Genomic DNA, 16,175 nt, shown 5'->3' with positions numbered 1-16,175 from the left:
GCAGGTTATCCGACACATATTACGGGGTGATCAGAGGGATGCAAAACCAGAGTTCTTCTGTGCAGGAGGGTCATGGCTGCTTGAAATCCAGATTGGCGGGTTAGAACGCCGGGCACCCATTGATTTGCTTTTCACATCAATCCGAAAGAAAAACAAACTTAACAAATAAGCCAAACCCGCCGATGCTGGCGGCACTACGCCCATTGCACGGAGAACAACAACATGAACGACGTGGTGATCGTCGCCGCAACCCGTACCGCCATCGGCAGCTTCCAGGGCGCCTTGGCCACTGTGCCTGCGGTCGACCTCGGCGCCGCCGTGATCAAGCAACTGCTGAAACAAACCGGGCTGGACCCGGCGCAGGTCGACGAAGTCATCCTCGGCCAAGTGCTCACTGCCGGTGCCGGTCAGAACCCGGCACGCCAGGCAGCGATCAAGGCTGGCCTGCCCTTCAGCGTACCGGCCCTGACCCTGAACAAGGTCTGCGGCTCGGGCCTCAAGGCCCTGCACCTGGCCGCCCAGGCGATCCGCTGCGGCGATGCCGAGGTGGTGATTGCCGGTGGCCAGGAGAACATGAGCCTTGCCCCCTACGTGATGCCCTCGGCCCGCACCGGCCAACGCATGGGCCATGGCCAACTGATCGACAGCATGATCACGGACGGCCTGTGGGATGCCTTCAATGACTACCACATGGGCATCACTGCCGAAAACCTGGTGGACAAGTACGGCCTCAGCCGTGAGCAGCAGGATGCCTTTGCTGCCGAATCGCAGCGCAAGGCAGTGGCAGCGATTGAGGCCGGCCGTTTCGACGCTGAAATCACCCCCATCGTGCTGCCGCAGAAAAAGGGCGAGCCCAAGGTTTTTGCCCGTGACGAGCAACCACGCACGGACACCACCGCCGAGTCCCTGGCCAAACTGCGCCCGGCCTTCAAGAAGGACGGCAGCGTCACCGCAGGCAATGCCTCCAGCCTGAACGACGGCGCCGCCGCCGTGCTTTTGATGAGCGCAGCGAAGGCCAAGGCGTTGGGCCTGCCGGTGCTGGCGAAGATCGCCGCCTACGCCAGTGCCGGGGTAGACCCCGCGATCATGGGTATTGGTCCGGTTTCGGCGACCCAGCGTTGCCTGGACAAGGCCGGTTGGCAACTGGCCGAACTGGATCTGATCGAAGCCAATGAGGCCTTTGCCGCCCAGGCGCTGGCCGTGGGCAATGCGCTGGCATGGGATGCCGCGCGGGTTAACGTCAATGGCGGGGCGATTGCCCTGGGCCACCCGATTGGTGCTTCCGGGTGCAGGGTGCTGGTGACCCTGCTGCACGAGATGATCAAACGGGATGCCAAAAAAGGCCTGGCGACCTTGTGCATTGGTGGTGGGCAAGGGGTGGCGCTGGCCATCGAACGCTGATTGATTCAAGCAGGCCCGGCCTCTTCGCGGGTAAACCCGCGCCTACACTGATCGGTGGCGGACACACATCAATGATTGCGCGCACGCCGTTGTAGGAGCGGGTTTACCCGCGAAGAGGCCGGTACAGGCAGCAAATGATCAAGCCGCGACTCGGTCCTGCTCCAGCGAAGCGGCCAGCACCGCCACTTCCTGGCACTTCTGCACGGCCAGGTCCACTGGGCTTTCCAGCAACGAACAGGCCGGCGCCAACCACAGCCGCTCACCCAGGCGTTCATGGGCCTCGTGCAGCAGCCCCAGGGTCTTGCCCAGATCGCAAGGCGAGGCGTTGCGACCGTCGACCAGGCCCAGCGACAGTACCTTGTAGGCCGGCAGGCGGTCGAGAATGGTCTGGTACTGCTCGGGCGCCTGAACCAGATCGACGTGCAGGCCATCGACCGGCAGGTTGGCGGCCAGGCCGAGGTTGCCTTCCAGGCCGCCGAAGTACGTGGCGATCAGCTTCTTCAACGGTGCGCGTTGAAGGATGTTGTAGACACGTTCATAAGCATTTTTCCAATCCTGGGGCAGGTCCTGGGCGAGGATGGGTTCATCGATCTGCACCCATTCAACGCCGTGGTCGGCCAGGCGGTTGAGGAGTTGGTCATACACGGGCAGCAGGCGGTCAAGCAGCTCCAGCTTGTCGAAGTCACCGCCCACGGTCTGGCCCTGCCACAGGTAGGTCAAGGGGCCGATCACCACCGGCTTGACTGCAAGGCCCAGGGCCTTGGCGTGCTCCACTTCTTCGAACAGTGGTTCCCAGTTCAGAACCAACGGCTGATCGCCTGCGCTAAGCACGTGGCTGTCCCAGGCGAAGTCGCCGACCGGCACCAGCTCGATGCCGGCGTCTTTCTGCACCTGCCAGTGGCGGGCACGCAGCTCGCGGTCACGGCCGATGTGTGGAAAGCCCAGGTTATGTGCCAGTGCCATGTCTTGTCCCTTCAGCATGCTTGAATGAATAAGGGGGATTCTCCGGCTGACGGGGTATTGAGACAAACTCATTAAATTTGAGATGAACCCAAGAAATCTTCATGATCATGCTGTCATGATCTTCGCGCCCCCATGTCTCATTCAGATCACCATCCTGCGCATCCGGACATGACCCAGCTCGCCTTCTGCCGCACAATGCCACCCTGACCACACCAGGTGCCCGGCCAACATGAGCCTGCTGAAAACCGCCCTGCGCGAACAGAACTTCGTCTGTGTCATGGAGTTCGTCCCCAAGCCTTCCGCAGAACGCTTTGCCGCCATGGAAGCGATCATGGCCCGTGCGCACCTGTGCGGCTGGCCGATGACCGTGGCCATCGGTGATCGTGTCGGCAGCCCGCTGGACATGTCACCGCTGGACGCCCTCGCCTCGTTCAGCAACCCGGTACCTGCCCTGCCGCATTTTTCAGGCAAGGATCGCGAACGCCACCACCTGCTCGCCCAACTGCAGCGCATGGACGCCGCCGGCCTCGACCAGCTGTTACTGCTGACTGGCGACCGCCTGCCCGGCCATGAACCTGGCCAGCGCCCGGTGCGTTATCTGGAATCGGTCGCCGCCCTGCAGGTTGCTCGCCAGGCCTGCCCGCACTGGCTGCTGGGCGCGGCGCTGAACCCGTTCAAGTACCACGAGGAAGAAGGCGGCGCCCAGTATTTCAAGGCCGAGAAAAAGCTGGCAGCGGGGGCTGACTTTCTCACCTTGCAACTGGGCTTCGATGCCGCCAAGCATCAGGAAGCCATACACTGGATGCGCCGCCAGGCCTCACCCAAGCCCATGCTGGCCTGCCTCATGAGCCTCACCCACGGGCGCGCGGCGATGCTCGACCACGTGGCCGGCGTGACTGTCACGCCCTCCATGCGCGACATGCTCGAAGCGGAAACGGCGCAGTCCAAGGCCTTTGCCCAGGCGCGCAGTGTTGACCGCCTGGCCTTGCAGATCATCGGTACAAAGCTGATGGGTTACGCCGGTGTGCACCTGTCAGGGGTTCACACACTCGAACAGTTGCTGGCCCTTGAGACCCGTATCGAGCACTGGCAATCCCAGGTTCAGTCCCTGGAGCAATGGACACCGGCCTGGCACGCCAGCTGGCAGATGCCCGGCCTGCCAGCGGTAACCTTCCATCCGCCACAGGCGGGCTGGCGCCTGGGCGAGTCACGGGTCGATGCCTCATTCAAGGAAAAAGCCCGCTATCACCTGATGCATGGCATGCATTCACTGCTGTTCAGCCGGCGCAACAGCCTGAGCAAGGCCTTCGGCTGGGCAGTGCGCCAGCCTCTGTGGGCAACACGCGCTGGCGCACACGTGCTGCACACGCTGGAGCGCAATGTGAAGCGCCCGCTGGTGGGTTGCGACACCTGCGGCCGTTGCCGCCTGGAAGACACCTTGTATATCTGCCCGGAAACTTGCCCTAAAGGCCTGGCCAATGGCCCTTGCGGCGGAACCGCCCTGAATCGCTGCGAGTTCGGCGACCGCGAGTGCATCCACAGCGTCAAGTACCGCACTGCCAAAGCCGTGCGGCAAACCGCTGTGCTGACCGAGCGCCTGATCCCGTGCATCGAGGTCGAAACCCGCCACCGCAGCTCATGGCCGCAGTGGTTCGCAGGGCAGGCGCCGCAGCGGCTCAGCCCGCAGCCATTGCCTCGAAGCCAGCCCGAATCGTAGCCTCGGGCAGTTCGTCGGCAATGAACACCATCACGCTCTCGCGCGCTTCGCCTGCGGCCCACTCGGCGTCCCAGTCGAAGCCATACAGCTTGAGCACGCCCTGAAACACCAGCTTGCGTTCCTCGCCGGCAATGTTCAGCACGCCCTTGTAGCGCAGCAGCTGTTTGCCGTGGGTTTCCAGCAGCTCGTTCATGAAGCTGCTGAGGCGGTCGATATCCAGCGGGGTTTCGGTACGCAGCACCATCGTGGAAATGCGGTCCGGGGTGGCAGGCTTGAGCACGGGTTGCAACATCGGTTTCAGGTTCACCCCAAGGTCGGGGTTGAGGTTGAAACCGCGCACATCCAGTAATTCAGCCAGGTCGATGCAGCCGTGTTCGACCACACGGATCGCCGCCCTGCTATTGATGCGGGCCAGGCGTTCGCGCAGGGCTTCAACCGCAGTTGGCTCGACCAGGTCGGTCTTGCTCAGCAGCAGACGATCGGCAAAGCCGACCTGGGCCTGAGCGATGGTCTGGGTCAGGTGCAGTTCGGCATGCGCGGCATCGACAAGGGTGATGATGCCGTCGAGGATGTAGCGCTCACGCAGCTCCTCGTCGATGAAGAACGTTTGCGCGACCGGCGCCGGGTCGGCCAGGCCGGTGCATTCGATCACCAGGCGATCGAAGGCGATTTCCCCTGCATCCAGGCGTTCAAGCAGCAGGTAAAGCGCGCGAGTCAGGTCGCCATGGATGCTGCAGCATACACAACCGTTGGCCAAGGTCATGACCTGCACCGGCTGGTCACCCAGCAGTTGGCTGTCGATGCCGGCCTCGCTGAATTCGTTTTCGATCACGGCGAGCTTCAGGCCATGCTCGGCCTTGAGCATGTGCCTGAGCAAGGTGGTCTTGCCGGCACCGAGGAAGCCCGTGAGGACGGTTACGGGAATGGGCGTCTGCACGCAAAATACTCCTGAATCTGAAAATGACTGTGGGAGCCGGTTACCCAGGCTCCCACAGATTTACACGTACCGCAGGCTCAACAGCACTTGGGCCCGGACTTGCCACCGTAGCGTGCTTCCTGGCGTTCGCGGAAGAACGCCTCGTAGCTCATCACCGGCTTGTCCGGATGCGTTTTCTGCATGTGTTCGACATAGTTGTCGTAGTCGGGCATGCCGACCATCAGGCGGGCTGCCTGCCCCAGGTATTTGCCCAGTCGACCCAAGTCGTTGAACATGATTGCAGTCCTCTCGATTACGCGTCAGGCAACGCCTGGAACGGGGTTTCCTTGTCGCTGCGTTCTTTGCGGCCCAAGGCGGCGTAGCCGACCTTGATGGCGAAGAACAGGATGCTGAAGACCACCAGCAGGAACAAGATCGTCAGGCCCGCGTTGGTGTAGGCGTTGAAGATCACGTGCTGCATCTGCCCGATGTCCTTGGCCGGGGCCAGTACCTGGCCGGCGTCCAGCGCAGTGCTGTACTTCTTGGCCAGGGCCAGGAAGCCGACAGCCGGGTTGGGGTCGAACAGCTTGATCAGGCCTGCAGCCGTGGTGCAGATCAGCAGCCATACGGCCGGCAGCAGGGTGACCCAGATGTAGCGCTGACGCTTCATCTTGATCAGCACAACAGTACCGAGCATCAAGGCGATACCGGCCAGCATCTGGTTGGAGATACCAAACAGCGGCCACAGGGTGTTGATGCCACCCAGCGGGTCGATGACGCCCTGGTACAGCAGATAGCCCCAGAGTGCCACGCAGCCAGCAGTGGCAAGCAGGTTGGCCCCCCACGATTCAGTGCGTTTGAGTGCAGGCACGAAGCTGCCCAGCAGGTCCTGCAACATGAAGCGCCCGGCACGGGTACCAGCGTCTACCGCAGTGAGGATGAACAGCGCCTCGAACAGGATCGCGAAGTGGTACCAGAAGGCCATGGTGTTTTCACCTGGCAACACCTGGTGCAGGATCTGCGCGATACCGACCGCCAGGGTTGGCGCACCGCCGGCACGGGCCAGAATGGTGTGCTCGCCGATGTCACGGGCAACGGCTTCGAGCTGCTCGGGTGTAATCAGGAAGCCCCAACTGCTGACGGTCTGCGCCACCGACGCGACATCGGTACCGACCACTGCAGCCGGGCTGTTCATGGCGAAATACACGCCTGGCTCGATCACCGAGGCCGCAACCATGGCCATGATGGCGACGAACGATTCCATCAGCATGCCGCCGTAGCCGATATAGCGGGCGTTGGTTTCGTTATCCAGCAGCTTGGGGGTGGTCCCCGAGGAAATCAGCGCGTGGAAGCCGGACACCGCACCACAGGCAATGGTGATGAACAGGAACGGGAACAGGGTACCCTTCCACACCGGGCCCGTACCGTCGGTGAACTGGGTCAGCGCCGGCATTTTCAGCTCGGGAGCGATGATCAGGATACCGATGGCCAGGCCAAGGATCGTGCCGATCTTGAGGAAGGTCGACAGGTAGTCACGCGGTGCCAGCACCAGCCACACCGGCAGCACGGCGGCGACAAAACCGTAGCCCACCAGCATCCAGGTGATCTGCACGCCGGTGAACGTGAACGCCGGGCCCCACACCGGGTCTGCAGCGATCACGCCCCCCAGCCAGATCGAGGCCAGCAGCAGTACCACGCCAACGACCGAGATTTCGCCAATACGGCCCGGACGGATGTAGCGCATGTAGATGCCCATGAACATCGCGATCGGGATGGTCGCCATCACCGTGAACATGCCCCAAGGGCTTTCAGCCAGGGCCTTGACCACGATCAGTGCCAGCACCGCGAGGATGATGATCATGATCAGGAAGCAGCCAAACAGGGCGATGGTGCCCGGGATTCTGCCCATTTCCTCGCGCACCATGTCGCCCAGCGAGCGCCCATTGCGGCGGGTAGACAGGAACAGGACCATGAAGTCCTGCACCGCACCGGCCAGCACCACGCCGGCGATCAGCCACAGCGTGCCGGGCAGGTAGCCCATTTGCGCGGCGAGTACCGGCCCGACCAAGGGGCCCGCGCCGGCGATGGCAGCGAAGTGGTGACCGAAAAGAATGTGTTTGTTGGTCGGGACGTAGTCCAGGCCATCATTGTTGAGCACCGCCGGGGTGGCACGGCGCGGGTCGAGTTGCATCACCTTGGTGGCGATGAACAGGCTGTAGTAACGATAGGCGACCAGGTAGATGGCCACTGCCGCGACCACGATCCACAAGGCGTTGATCGCCTCGCCGCGACGCAGGGCAACCACACCCAGTGCGCAGGCGCCTATGACTGCCAGCGCCAGCCACGGAATATGGCGTAGCAGGCTATTATTGTTGTTCATGGTTAGCTTCCAGCTGGTGGATTGGAAAGACCGCCCACCGAGTCTAGGGCCAGTCAAGCGGCATTGCCACACTTGCTTCGTTCTAGAGCCTCTGCGGCCTGATTGCAGTACCTGATGCACATGCAACTCTAACTATAGTCAGGATGACACCTGATGACCTATTCGAGGATCCAAGCCATGAGCGATCATGACGAACGCCGCCGCTTTCAACGCATCGACTTCGATGCCCCCATCGAGCTGCGCCAAGGGCTGAAACGCTGGCCTGCAAAACTGCTGGACCTTTCACTCAAAGGCTTGCTGATCGAACGCCCCGCAGGCTGGGATGCCGACCTGACTCAGGACTTCGACGCCATCATCGAGCTGAACGAGGATGCCCGTGTGCAGATGCAGGTCGAACTGCGCCACGAAGAACCGGACCGCCTGGGCTTCATCTGCCTGTACATCGACCTCGACTCGATGAGCCATTTGCACCGTCTTGTGGAATTGAACGTGGCTGACAGCACCGAAATGATGCGTGAGCTGCGTGAACTCATCGAATAATAAAATCTCTTAGCTAGCTAATAGCCTTCCCGCCTGGTGTTTCTTGTCTACCCAGACAGCTTTAAGCCTGGGTAGCGTTGCTTTGTACACACCCTTCTAATACAGCTTCTGCCAAGTTGGTACGCCTTCTGCATTGGGTTTTAACACACCCTGCGGCCGGATCTGTTCGCGCTCCGATCAAAATATTGTATACAATTCTTGTGGCAATCATTTGTAGGAAGTGTCTACAGTAGCGGCACAACAATAAACAGAGAGCCTGCTCCATGACTACGTCCCCTAGCACGTCTCCCGCCAAGCGACCCGAGGATGAAAACCTCGGTCTTGGTGCCAACCTGGCCTATGGTCTGCAGCATGTGCTGACCATGTATGGTGGGATCGTCGCAGTACCCCTGATCCTGGGGCAGGCCGCGGGCCTGAATGGTGCCGAAATCGGCATGCTGATCGCCGCATCGCTGTTCGCCGGTGGCCTTGCCACCCTGCTGCAGACCCTTGGCCTGCCGTTCTTCGGTTGCCAGTTGCCGCTTGTGCAAGGCGTGTCGTTCGCCGGTGTGGCGACCATGGGTGCGATCCTGAGCAGCGAGGGGGGCGGTGGCCTGCCAGGAGTGCTCGGCGCGGTCATGGCTGCGTCGCTGATCGGCTTTCTGATCACACCGGTGTTTTCGCGCATCACCAAGTTCTTCCCGCCGCTGGTGACCGGTATCGTCATCACCACCATCGGCCTGACTCTGATGCCGGTTGCTGCACGCTGGGTAATGGGTGGCAACAGCGCCTCGCCGGAGTTCGGCAGCGTGGCCAACATCGGCCTGGCCGGGCTGACCTTCGCCATCGTGCTGCTGCTGAGCAAGCTTGGCAGCGCAACCATCTCACGCCTGTCGATCCTGCTGGCCATGGTGGTCGGCACGCTGATCGCCTGGGCATTGGGCATGACCGATTTCAGCAAGGTCAGCGAAGGCCCGATGTTCGCCTTCCCCACACCTTTCCACTTTGGCATGCCGGAGTTCCACATCGCCGCGATCCTGTCGATGTGTATCGTGATCATGGTCACCCTGGTGGAAACGTCGGCCGATATCCTCGCCGTGGGTGAGATCATCGACACCAAGGTGGACTCCAAGCGCCTGGGCAACGGCCTGCGCGCCGACATGGCATCGAGCATCCTGGCGCCGATTTTCGGTTCGTTCACCCAGAGCGCGTTCGCCCAGAACGTTGGCCTGGTGGCCGTGACTGGGGTCAAGAGCCGCTACGTGGTGGCTACCGGCGGCGTGATTCTGGTGGTACTCGGCCTGCTGCCAGTCATGGGCCGGGTGATTGCCGCCGTGCCTACCCCGGTACTGGGCGGCGCCGGTATCGTGCTGTTCGGCACCGTGGCGGCCAGCGGTATCCGCACCCTGTCCAAGGTCAGCTACAAGAACAACGTCAACCTGATCATCGTCGCGGCCTCGCTGGGCTTCGGCATGATCCCGATTGCCGCGCCGACCTTCTACCACCACTTCCCGAACTGGTTCGAGACCATCTTCCACTCCGGCATCAGCTCGGCGGCGATCATGGCCATCCTGCTGAACCTGATCTTCAACCACTTCACCACCGGCAACTCGGAAAACCAGTCAGTGTTCGCTGCAGCCTACGAGCGGACCATCCAGTATTCGGACATTTCCGCGCTGCGTGATGGGGACTACTTCAAAGATGGCAAGCTGTTCGATGCCGAAGGTAACGAAGTGCCGATGCTGGAACTGGACGAGCATGGCAATGAAACGGTCAGGCGCACGGCCGTTGCCGAGCACTGACTGATTGCAGGAGCGAGCTTGCTCGCTCCTGCACACTATTCGAACAATGCATCCAGCGCCTGTTCCAGGCGGGTAACGGCAATCACCTGCAAACCCGCAGGCGCTTCTTTCGGCGCATTGCCCTTGGGTACGATGGCACGCTTGAAGCCGTGCTTGGCCGCTTCCTTCAAGCGCTCCTGACCACTGGGCACCGGCCGTACCTCGCCCGACAAGCCAATCTCGCCAAACACCAGCAAACCGTGGGCCAGTGGCCGGTTACGCAAGCTGGACATCACCGCCGCCAGCAGCGCCAGGTCCGAAGCCGTTTCCAGCACCTTCACCCCGCCGACCACGTTGAGAAACACATCCTGGTCATGGGTCGGGATACCGCCATGGCGGTGGAGCACCGCCAACAACATGGCCAGGCGGTTCTGGTCCAGGCCCAAGGTTACCCGCCGCGGGTTGGCCAGATGGCTATCGTCGACCAGCGCCTGCACCTCGACCAGCATTGGCCGGGTACCCTCCCAGGTTGCCATCACCACGCTACCCGGCACCTCTTCCTGAGTACGGTTGAGGAAGATCGCCGACGGGTTGGATACCTCCTTGAGGCCACGATCGGTCATGCCGAACACGCCCAGCTCGTTGACCGCGCCAAAGCGGTTCTTGACCGCCCGCAGCAAGCGCAGCCGGCCATCGGACTCACCTTCGAAATACAGCACCGTGTCGACCATGTGCTCCAGCACCCTTGGGCCAGCCAGCGAGCCTTCCTTGGTCACGTGGCCGACCAGAAAAATTGCCGTACCGCTTTGCTTGGCATAGCGCACCAGCAACGCTGTGCTTTCGCGCACCTGGGCCACGCCGCCCGGGGCCGATTGCAACTGCTCGGTGAAAATGGTCTGGATCGAGTCGATCACCATTACCCGCGGCTTCTCGACCCGCGCCGTGGCAATGATCGTCTCGATGCAGGTTTCGGTCATCACCTTGAGCTGGTCCTGGGGTAGGCCCAGCCGCCGCGAGCGCATGGCCACCTGCTGCTGCGACTCCTCCCCCGTGACATACAGTGCCGGCATGCCCACGGCGATGTTGCACAAGGTCTGTAGCAAAATGGTCGACTTGCCGATGCCGGGGTCACCGCCAATCAGCACCACCGAGCCATCCACCAGGCCGCCACCCAGCACGCGGTCCAGTTCGGTGCTGCTGGTCGTGAAACGCGGGATTTCCTCGACACTGACTTCGGCCAGGGTCTTGATCTGCGCTTGCTGTCCTGTCCAGCCAGCGCGGCCGCTACTGGGTGCAGCAGCGCCGCCGCTTTCGATCATGGTTTCGACCAGGGTGTTCCAGGCCCCGCATTCGCCGCACTGGCCGGCCCATTTGGGGAAGGTCGCGCCGCATTCGGTGCAGCCATACAAGCGCTTGGCCTTGGCCATGGGTGGGGTCTCCTGGAAAAATTCGCCATGATAACTGAGCAGGACGTGTCTCGAACGCTTCGAGATGCGACAAAACTATTCGTTCTAACTGCAGTCTGTAGCCCTGAACACAACGCATGAAGCGTTTAAGTGGCTTACACTGCGTTAACCTCACCTTTTGTTACAAGGAACCAAACATGGGCGTGCTCAACGAGTTCAAGGCTTTCGCAGTCAAAGGCAATGTCGTCGACATGGCGGTCGGTATCATCATCGGCGCGGCCTTCGGCAAGATCGTCTCGTCCTTCGTCGGCGACGTGATCATGCCGCCACTGGGCCTGCTGATCGGCGGCGTGGACTTCAGCGACCTGGCCATTACCCTGAAGGCTGCCGAAGGTGACGTACCAGCGGTGGTGCTGGCGTATGGCAAGTTCATCCAGACCGTGATCGACTTCGTGATCGTGGCCTTTGCCATCTTCATGGGCGTGAAGGCGATCAACAAGCTCAAACGTGAAGAAGCCGTGGCGCCGACTACGCCGCCTGTGCCTTCGGCTGAAGAGACGCTGCTGACCGAAATCCGCGATTTGCTCAAGACGCAGAACCAGAACCGCTTGCCCTGAAATTGCCGGGGGCGCTGTAGGAGCGGGCATGCTGGCGAAGAATCCAGTGCGGTGGATAGCACCGGCTTCGCCGGTGTTCGCGGGTAAACCCGCTCCTACACGGCGGCCTGTGTCCAACCTCCGATGTGTGTCCACCACCAATCCGGTGTAGGAGCGGGTTTACCCGCGAATACGGTGGCGGCAGCAACGGTGAACGGCGGGTGGAGACTGGCCAGCAGGCCCGGCCCTTTCGCGGGTAAACCCGCGCCTACAGGCCCCGCAACGGCCGCAATGGACTTACCAGTAGTTCTCGACTGCCACCTGCCCCGGCCGCTTGCTCAGGCTCAATTGCAGATCGCGCGCCTTGAGGACCTTGCGGGTTTCGTCGATCATTTCCGGGTTGCCGCACAGCATCACACGAGAATGCTCCGGCGACAGTTCAAGCCCTGCCGCCCTCTCCAGCTCGCCATTCTCGATCAACGTGGTAATCCGCTGATTCAACGCCCCAGGGTGTTGTTCACGGGTCACCACGGGAATGAACTGCAACTTGCCCGCGTACTCGGCCAGATAATCGCGCTGTTCCAGCCCGGCAATTTCATCCACATAGGCCAGCTCCTTCGCTTCGCGCACTGAATACACCAGCTTGATGCTGTCAAAGCGCTCCCAGGCCTCGAAGTCCTGCAGGATCGACATGAATGGCGCAATGCCGGTACCGGTAGCCAGCAGCCACAGGTCACGACCACCGACGAAGCGGTCGAGGGTGAGAAAACCGAACGCCTGTCGGTCGATCAGCAATGTATCGCCTGCACCCAAACGGCTCAGCTCACTGGTGAACTCACCACCTGGCACCACGATGGAAAAGAAATCCAGGTGCTCGTCATGGGGGGCGCTGACCATGGAATAGGCGCGCCACACCACACTACCATCGGCCTTGGTCACACCTAGCCGGGCGAATTGGCCGGAACGGAAGCGGAACCCCGCATCGCGCGTAACCCGCAGGCTGAAGAGGTTCGGCGTCAGTGGCTGAACGTCAAGCAGTGTCTGGCGAGTGAACTTTTCGGCGCTAGCGGTCATATCGGGCTCCAAGGTTGGCGTGTGCACAGTGTCGCCTAAAGTGGCCAGGATAAAAACCACCGCTTTGTAGGGCCTCATCCAGGGTGATCGTGCCGAACTCGCAGAAAATCCTGTTCGCTATAACAAAAAAATCCCAACAGGATGGTAGGTCTTTTCCTACAATCATCCGGGTACTCAAACGGATTGGATCCTGTGCACCCGAAGGAGTGTTTCAGATGCTTCACTGGAAACCCGAGTATCTTCATGCGTTCGTCAGCGAACGCAGCCCGCAGAAGCTATTCGACATTGCAGTCCATCTGGCTCAGGACCTGGACATGGATTACCTTGGGCTGAACATCCGCATTCAGATCGCTACGCAAACGCCAAGGCTGTACCTCTACAGCAACTACCCAAGTGAGTGGATCGAACGCTACCAGCGCGACGACTTCTACAAGCAGGACCCGGCAGCGAACCTGAGTCACAGCTCGACGATGCCGGTGCTGTGGACCGATGACCTGTACAAGGAAGCTCCGCAATTTCGCGAAACGGCCTGCCAGCATGGCTTGCGCCACGGCTGGACACAGTCGCTTCACGATCAGCAGCACAACGAGAGCCAGATCAGTGTCGCTCGGCCAAACGGCCACATCGATATGCTCGAGCTGTACGACAAAGCCGGCAGTGTGCAGTGGCTGTGCCACACCCTTCACGCTGTACTGGGCGAGCACCACCTGAACGCCCTATGCCCACCCCAGCCGAAAATGAGCGAGCGTGAACTGGAAGTGCTGAAATGGTCTGCCGCCGGCAAGACCGCTGCCGATGTTGCCTCCATCCTCTCGCTGTCGCAAAGCACGGTCAATTTCCATATCCGCAGCGTGATCACCAAGACCAACGCAGCCAACAAGGCCGGAGCCATTGCCATTGCCGCCTTGCGTGGCTGGATCTGATCTTCGAACCTGCGACCTCGGGCAAAGCCCTGTAGAATCGCCCGGCAAAGCCCGGCGCGAACCGCAACGGGCAGTTTCGTACCCGAGCCAGACGCCATGCCCCTGTTGACCACCCCCTATGCCGAACTCGACCTGATCCGCCAGCCGGAGCAGGCCAACGACCCGTTGCAGGCCTTCGATGCCGCCGACGAGTACCTGCTTGCGCAGCTACACGATCAGGCACCCGACGCCAATTGCCGGGTACTGGTGCTCAATGACAGCTTCGGTGCCCTGGCCGCCAGCCTGGCGGGCCAGTTGCAGGTGGTCAGCAGCGGTGACTCGCACCTGGGGCACCTGGCCCTGGAAAAGAACCTGGCGCGCAATGGCCTGCCGTTCGACAGTGTGCCGTTCGTACCGGCCAGCGAACACTGGCAAGGCCCGTTCGACCGGGTGCTGGTGCGTGTACCCAAGACCCTGGCCCTGCTGGAAGAACAACTGATCCGCCTGCAAGGCCAGTTGGCACCCGGTGCGCAGGTGATTGCCGGTGCGATGATCAAGCACCTGCCGCGGGCGGCCGGCGACCTGATGGAAAAGTACATCGGCCCCGTACAGGCTTCGCTGGCCCTGAAAAAGGCCCGTTTGCTGACAGCAACGGTTGCCGAGCGGCCGCTCGCCAAGTCCCCCTACCCCAGCTGCTACCGCCTCGACGTGCCGGCACTTGACTTGATCAACCACGCCAACGTGTTCTGCCGTGAAGGCCTGGATATCGGGACGCGGGCGTTCCTCCCGCATCTACCACGCGACCTCGGCCGTGCGCGGGTGGCAGACCTGGGCTGCGGCAACGGCGTGCTCGCAATCGCCAGCGCCCTGGCCAATCCGGAGGCCGAGTACACCCTGGTCGACGAGTCGTACATGGCAGTGCAATCGGCGCAGGAGAACTGGCTGGCAGCGTTGGGCGAGCGCCCGGCGACCTTCTTCGCGGCCGATGGCCTGGCCGGGCTGGAGAAGCAGTCGCTGGATGTGGTGCTGTGCAACCCGCCGTTCCATCAACAGCAGGTAGTGGGCGATTTCCTCGCCTGGCGCATGTTCCAGCAGGCGCGTGAAGCGCTGGTGGTAGGTGGGGCGCTGTACATCGTGGGTAACCGGCACCTGGGCTATCACAGCAAGCTGGCGCGGTTGTTCCGGGGAGTGGAGCAGGTGGCGGCAACGCCCAAGTTCGTCATTCTGAAAGCCCGCAAGTAAGCGCGCCACCGCACCCGTAGGAGCGGGCTTGCCCGCGAACACCGGCAACGCCGGTGCCATCTAGCGCGTTGCCTGCTTCGCGGGCAAGCCCGCTGCCGCTCTTTATCAATGTGTGGTCAGCCCCGCCGCCCCCATGAACAGCCGCATCACCCAGGCCGCCACACCCAGCGCTGCGACGCTCATTGCCCAGATCAGCAACAGCCAACCCAGTCGCTGCCACAGCGGTTTCTTGTCTTCCAAACCATGTTTGCCAGCCATCATGCGGCCCTCCTAGTGGTAGCCGTCTTCGTGGGTGACCTTGCCGCGGAACACATAGTAGCTCCAGAAGGTATACATCAGGATAAACGGCAGGATGAACAGGGTACCCACCAGCATGAAGCCCTGGCTTTGCGGTGGCGCTGCGGCATCCCAGATCGAAATCGACGGCGGGATGATGTTAGGCCACAGGCTGATTCCCAAGCCGCTGTAGCCAAGGAAGATCAGTACCAGCGTGAGCAGGAACGGCGTGTAGTGCGCGTTGCGTGCCACCGCTTTGAGCAACCCGTAGAAGGTCACCAGCACCAGCAGCGGTACCGGCATGAACCAGATCAGGTTGGGCATGCTGAACCAGCGGTCGGCAATCTGCGGGTAGGCGATGGGCGTCCACAGGCTGACGATACCGATCACCACCAGCAGCACCAGCGCCAGCGGTCGGGCCATATCGTGCATCTTCTGCTGCAGCGGCCCTTCGGTCTTCATGATCAGCCAGGTGCAACCCAGCAAGGTGTAGGCCACGATCAACCCCAGCCCGCAGAACAGGCTGAATGGGGTCAGCCAGTCCAGGGTGCCACCGGCAAAATGCCGGTCGACCACCTTGAACCCCTCCAGGAACGCGCCCAGCGCCACACCCTGGAAGAAGGTGGCGATCAGCGAACCCCAGATAAAAGCCTTGTCCCAGATGTGCCGTTTGTCGGCCTTGGCCTTGAAGCGGAACTCGAAGGCCACGCCTCGGAAAATCAGGCCGATCAGCATCAGGATCAGGGGCAGGTACAGGGCCTCGAGGACCACGGCATACGCCATCGGGAAGGCACCGAACAGTCCGGCACCGCCCAGGATCAACCAGGTTTCGTTGCCGTCCCATACCGGCGCGACAGTGTTCATCATGACATCACGGTCCTGCTCGCCCTTGACGAAGGGGAAGAGCATGCCGATCCCCAGGTCGAATCCGTCCATCACCACGTACATCATGACGCCGAAGATGATGATCACGGCCCAGATCAGTGGAAGGTCGATACCCAT

General features: G+C 61.7%; 15 protein-coding genes. 7 read left to right on the top strand and 8 right to left on the bottom strand.

From position 1 onward, the window contains the following. Positions 1–222: 222 nt before the first annotated feature. Positions 223–1,401, top strand: coding sequence for an acetyl-CoA C-acetyltransferase (locus tag I8746_RS15425; protein ID WP_012053702.1), 1,179 nt, complete (start codon positions 223–225; stop codon positions 1,399–1,401). A gap of 138 nt (positions 1,402–1,539) precedes the next feature. Here I8746_RS15425 and I8746_RS15420 read toward each other — a convergent pair whose 3' ends face one another. Then, entirely contained in the window at positions 1,540–2,364 is an 825-nt protein-coding gene (locus I8746_RS15420; protein ID WP_221100799.1) for a 5-methyltetrahydropteroyltriglutamate--homocysteine methyltransferase, read from the bottom strand. 229 nt (positions 2,365–2,593) lie between these two features. Here I8746_RS15420 and I8746_RS15415 point away from each other — a divergent pair, with 229 nt between their 5' ends. Next, entirely contained in the window at positions 2,594–4,081 is a 1,488-nt protein-coding gene (locus tag I8746_RS15415; RefSeq protein ID WP_012053704.1) for a methylenetetrahydrofolate reductase C-terminal domain-containing protein, read from the top strand. Here I8746_RS15415 and yjiA read toward each other — a convergent pair. From yjiA to I8746_RS15400, 3 genes are all read right to left on the bottom strand, one after another. Continuing rightward, positions 4,041–5,018, bottom strand: a complete 978-nt coding sequence (gene yjiA, locus I8746_RS15410; RefSeq protein WP_012053705.1) for a GTPase — start codon at positions 5,016–5,018, stop codon at positions 4,041–4,043. The two genes, I8746_RS15415 and yjiA, sit on opposite strands and share 41 nt — an antisense overlap. A gap of 77 nt (positions 5,019–5,095) precedes the next feature. Then, complete coding sequence (locus tag I8746_RS15405) at positions 5,096–5,293, bottom strand: YbdD/YjiX family protein (protein WP_003251633.1); 198 nt, start codon at positions 5,291–5,293, stop codon at positions 5,096–5,098. A 17-nt stretch (positions 5,294–5,310) separates the two neighbouring features. Next, entirely contained in the window at positions 5,311–7,377 is a 2,067-nt protein-coding gene (locus tag I8746_RS15400) for a carbon starvation CstA family protein (protein WP_004577217.1), read from the bottom strand. Positions 7,378–7,554: 177 nt separating this feature from the next. Here I8746_RS15400 and I8746_RS15395 point away from each other — a divergent pair, with 177 nt between their 5' ends. Beyond that, positions 7,555–7,917 carry a PilZ domain-containing protein gene (locus tag I8746_RS15395; protein WP_003251630.1) on the top strand — a complete coding sequence of 121 codons (363 nt, stop codon included), beginning with the start codon at positions 7,555–7,557 and terminating at the stop codon, positions 7,915–7,917. A 263-nt stretch (positions 7,918–8,180) separates the two neighbouring features. Next, positions 8,181–9,698, top strand: a complete 1,518-nt coding sequence (locus I8746_RS15390) for a nucleobase:cation symporter-2 family protein (protein WP_012053706.1) — start codon at positions 8,181–8,183, stop codon at positions 9,696–9,698. Between the two features lie 35 nt (positions 9,699–9,733). Here I8746_RS15390 and radA read toward each other — a convergent pair whose 3' ends face one another. Further along, positions 9,734–11,104 (bottom strand): DNA repair protein RadA, encoded by a 1,371-nt coding sequence (gene radA / locus I8746_RS15385; protein WP_003251626.1) that lies wholly within the window; start codon positions 11,102–11,104, stop codon positions 9,734–9,736. A gap of 176 nt (positions 11,105–11,280) precedes the next feature. Between radA and mscL the strand changes: the two genes are divergently transcribed. Continuing rightward, positions 11,281–11,700 carry a large-conductance mechanosensitive channel protein MscL gene (gene mscL / locus I8746_RS15380; protein ID WP_003251622.1) on the top strand — a complete coding sequence of 140 codons (420 nt, stop codon included), beginning with the start codon at positions 11,281–11,283 and terminating at the stop codon, positions 11,698–11,700. A gap of 276 nt (positions 11,701–11,976) precedes the next feature. Here mscL and I8746_RS15375 read toward each other — a convergent pair whose 3' ends face one another. Then, on the bottom strand, positions 11,977–12,753 hold the full coding sequence (locus I8746_RS15375) for a ferredoxin--NADP reductase (protein ID WP_003251619.1): 777 nt from the start codon (positions 12,751–12,753) through the stop codon (positions 11,977–11,979). 215 nt (positions 12,754–12,968) lie between these two features. Between I8746_RS15375 and I8746_RS15370 the strand changes: the two genes are divergently transcribed. Together I8746_RS15370 and I8746_RS15365 are read left to right on the top strand one after the other, a co-directional pair. Next, positions 12,969–13,676, top strand: a complete 708-nt coding sequence (locus I8746_RS15370) for an autoinducer binding domain-containing protein (protein ID WP_012053708.1) — start codon at positions 12,969–12,971, stop codon at positions 13,674–13,676. Between the two features lie 96 nt (positions 13,677–13,772). Beyond that, the gene (locus I8746_RS15365) at positions 13,773–14,897 is read left to right on the top strand and encodes a methyltransferase (protein ID WP_012053709.1); all 1,125 of its coding nucleotides are present in this window, start codon (positions 13,773–13,775) and stop codon (positions 14,895–14,897) included. 105 nt (positions 14,898–15,002) lie between these two features. Here the strand turns inward: I8746_RS15365 and I8746_RS15360 are convergent, their stop codons facing one another. Then, the gene (locus I8746_RS15360) at positions 15,003–15,158 is read right to left on the bottom strand and encodes a DUF2474 domain-containing protein (RefSeq protein ID WP_003251614.1); all 156 of its coding nucleotides are present in this window, start codon (positions 15,156–15,158) and stop codon (positions 15,003–15,005) included. Positions 15,159–15,167: 9 nt separating this feature from the next. Then, positions 15,168–16,175 (bottom strand): cytochrome d ubiquinol oxidase subunit II, encoded by a 1,008-nt coding sequence (cydB, locus tag I8746_RS15355; protein ID WP_003251612.1) that lies wholly within the window; start codon positions 16,173–16,175, stop codon positions 15,168–15,170.

It is taken from the genome of Pseudomonas sp. USTB-Z (assembly GCF_019691255.1).
GTDB lineage: Bacteria > Pseudomonadota > Gammaproteobacteria > Pseudomonadales > Pseudomonadaceae > Aquipseudomonas > Aquipseudomonas alloputida.
Note: the sequence above shows the minus strand (reverse complement) of the source record. Positions and strands in the feature narration are given on the sequence as shown.

Coding starts and splice junctions, on each gene's coding strand:
- I8746_RS15390 (WP_012053706.1), top strand. CDS start 8,181: ATGACTACGTCCCCTAGCACGTCTCCCGCCAAGCGACCCGAGGATGAA.
- mscL (WP_003251622.1), top strand. CDS start 11,281: ATGGGCGTGCTCAACGAGTTCAAGGCTTTCGCAGTCAAAGGCAATGTC.
- I8746_RS15375 (WP_003251619.1), bottom strand. CDS start 12,753: ATGACCGCTAGCGCCGAAAAGTTCACTCGCCAGACACTGCTTGACGTT.
- cydB (WP_003251612.1), bottom strand. CDS start 16,175: ATGGGTATCGACCTTCCACTGATCTGGGCCGTGATCATCATCTTCGGC.
- I8746_RS15395 (WP_003251630.1), top strand. CDS start 7,555: ATGAGCGATCATGACGAACGCCGCCGCTTTCAACGCATCGACTTCGAT.
- I8746_RS15420 (WP_221100799.1), bottom strand. CDS start 2,364: ATGGCACTGGCACATAACCTGGGCTTTCCACACATCGGCCGTGACCGC.
- I8746_RS15370 (WP_012053708.1), top strand. CDS start 12,969: ATGCTTCACTGGAAACCCGAGTATCTTCATGCGTTCGTCAGCGAACGC.
- I8746_RS15400 (WP_004577217.1), bottom strand. CDS start 7,377: ATGAACAACAATAATAGCCTGCTACGCCATATTCCGTGGCTGGCGCTG.
- radA (WP_003251626.1), bottom strand. CDS start 11,104: ATGGCCAAGGCCAAGCGCTTGTATGGCTGCACCGAATGCGGCGCGACC.
- I8746_RS15415 (WP_012053704.1), top strand. CDS start 2,594: ATGAGCCTGCTGAAAACCGCCCTGCGCGAACAGAACTTCGTCTGTGTC.
- I8746_RS15425 (WP_012053702.1), top strand. CDS start 223: ATGAACGACGTGGTGATCGTCGCCGCAACCCGTACCGCCATCGGCAGC.
- I8746_RS15365 (WP_012053709.1), top strand. CDS start 13,773: ATGCCCCTGTTGACCACCCCCTATGCCGAACTCGACCTGATCCGCCAG.
- I8746_RS15405 (WP_003251633.1), bottom strand. CDS start 5,293: ATGTTCAACGACTTGGGTCGACTGGGCAAATACCTGGGGCAGGCAGCC.
- I8746_RS15360 (WP_003251614.1), bottom strand. CDS start 15,158: ATGATGGCTGGCAAACATGGTTTGGAAGACAAGAAACCGCTGTGGCAG.